This is a genomic window from Micromonospora sp. NPDC050495, from assembly GCF_040655175.1.
Classification (GTDB): domain Bacteria; phylum Actinomycetota; class Actinomycetes; order Mycobacteriales; family Micromonosporaceae; genus Micromonospora.
The window spans coordinates 1-2,029 of record NZ_JBFAJK010000114.1 but is presented as its reverse complement, the minus strand read 5'-3'; the positions used below and the strand labels follow the sequence as shown (position 1 = coordinate 2,029).

Annotated in this window: 3 protein-coding genes; 2 read left to right on the top strand and 1 reads right to left on the bottom strand. The window is 72.3% G+C overall.

What is annotated here, in order from left to right:
* A partial coding sequence (locus AB0I11_RS34300) for a helix-turn-helix domain-containing protein (RefSeq protein ID WP_357330089.1) occupies positions 1–305 on the top strand: 305 nt, incomplete at its 5' end.
* Between the two features lie 114 nt (positions 306–419).
* A complete protein-coding gene (gap, locus tag AB0I11_RS34295) occupies positions 420–1,418 on the top strand; it encodes a type I glyceraldehyde-3-phosphate dehydrogenase (RefSeq protein WP_351938466.1) in 999 nt (332 codons plus the stop codon).
* A 113-nt stretch (positions 1,419–1,531) separates the two neighbouring features.
* Here the strand turns inward: gap and AB0I11_RS34290 are convergent.
* Positions 1,532–2,029, bottom strand: a 498-nt coding sequence (locus tag AB0I11_RS34290) for a hypothetical protein (RefSeq protein WP_357330087.1), incomplete at its 5' end; no start/stop codon positions are given.

Below are 2,029 nucleotides of genomic sequence, written 5' to 3'. Positions count from 1 at the left end.
GCGAGTGGGCGCTGCACCGGCTGGCCGAGCCGCTCACCCTCGACGCGCTCGCCCGCAACGCCGGGGTCTCGGCGCGGACGTTCTCGCGGCGCTTCGTCGCGGACACCGGGTACACCCCGATGCAGTGGGTGATGCGGGCCCGGATCGACCTGGCCCGTGAACTCCTGGAGCGCTCGGAGCGGAGCGTCGAGCAGATCGCCGGCGACGTCGGCCTCGGCACCGGGGCCAATCTGCGGCTGCACTTCCAGCGCATCCTGGGGACGACACCGAGCGACTACCGGCGCACCTTCACCAGGGGCGAGTAGCGCGCGGCCGCCGCGGCACGGCCTGGCGGGATCCTTTTGAACCATGGCGATGTGGCCGCTGTCGCCCGCGGAGGCGGCCCGCGAACCTGGTGGCATGACGAAGGGACGCCACTCATGACTCGCATCGCCATCAACGGATTCGGCCGCATCGGACGCAACGTGCTGCGTGCCCTGCTGGAGCGGAACAGCGACCTGGAGGTCGTCGCCGTCAACGACCTCACGGAGCCCGCCGCTCTCGCACGGCTGCTCGCATTCGACTCGACGGCGGGGCGGCTCGGGCGTCCGGTGAGCGTGGACGGTGACGTGCTCGTCGTGGACGGCCGTCGTATCAAGGTGCTCGCCGAACGGGAACCCGCGCAGCTGCCGTGGGCCGCGCTCGGCGTGGACATCGTGCTGGAGTCGACCGGCCGCTTCACCTCCGCCAAGGCCGCCCGCGCCCACCTCGACGCCGGTGCCCGCAAGGTCCTCGTCAGCGCGCCCTCGGACGGTGCCGACGTCACGCTCGCGTACGGCGTGAACACCGGCGCCTACGACGCGGAGCTGCACACGATCGTCTCCAACGCGTCGTGCACGACCAACGCGCTCGCGCCGCTCGCCGCCGTCCTGGACGAACTCGCCGGGATCGAGCACGGGTTCATGACCACGGTGCACGCCTACACGCAGGAGCAGAACCTCCAGGACGGCCCGCACCGCGACCCGCGTCGCGCCCGTGCCGCCGGGGTCAACATCGTGCCGACCACGACCGGCGCGGCCAAGGCGATCGGCCTGGTGCTGCCGAACCTCGACGGCCGGCTGTCCGGCGACTCGATCCGGGTGCCGGTGCCGGTGGGTTCGATCGTCGAGCTGAACACGACGGTCGCCCGTGACGTCACGCGTGACGACGTGCTGGAGGCCTACCGTGCGGCCGCGGCGGGACCGCTCGCGGGTGTCCTGGAGTACTCGGACGACGCGCTGGTCTCCTCCGACATCACCGGCAACCCGGCGTCGGCGATCTTCGACTCGGCGCTCACCCGGGTCGACGGCCGTCACGTCAAGGTGGTCGCCTGGTACGACAACGAGTGGGGCTTCTCCAACCGGGTGATCGACACCCTCGAACTGCTGGCGCGGGGCTGACGGTTCACCGGAGCGGCCGGCCGGGCGTCGTACGCCGGCGGGGAAGTGGTGCGCGCCGGGCGGCGGCCCCCGGCCGGACGCACGGTCGCCGACGCCTGCCCGCCCGCCCGCCCTCAGTAGGTCGACCCCAGTCCCCGTGTCGTGTAAGCGCACTCCGTGTAGAGGTAGCCGTCGCGCAGCTTGGCGGTGTCGGAGCCCGGCGTGGCCGTGCTGTCGGTCTTCGGCTCGTGCACGAAGTACGTGGTACCGGGCGGCAGGCTGATCGTGTGCTGCGGGTAGTTCCTGCCGCTGTCGCCGCACGGCTCCCAGCCGGGGCGCAGCGAGTCGGTGAACGAGTACGCCGTGCAGCTTCCGCACGGGCCGAGGGTGAAGCTTCCGGTGACCGGGCCGGTGTAGAGGACGGTGATCTCGTCGGGGCTGTCGTTCTTGACGGTCACCGGGATGGAGCCGCCGGACGCCGTGGTGGGCAGCTTCTTCCCGGCGGCCGGGAGGGTCTGGGCCACCTGGGCGCCGATGGCGATCTTGCGGGCCCGGTCGCGGTTCTTGTCGTGCGGGGACGAGCGCGCCGGCCAGCAGGGTGGCCGCGGTGGCGGTGCCGATCGCCGTGAACG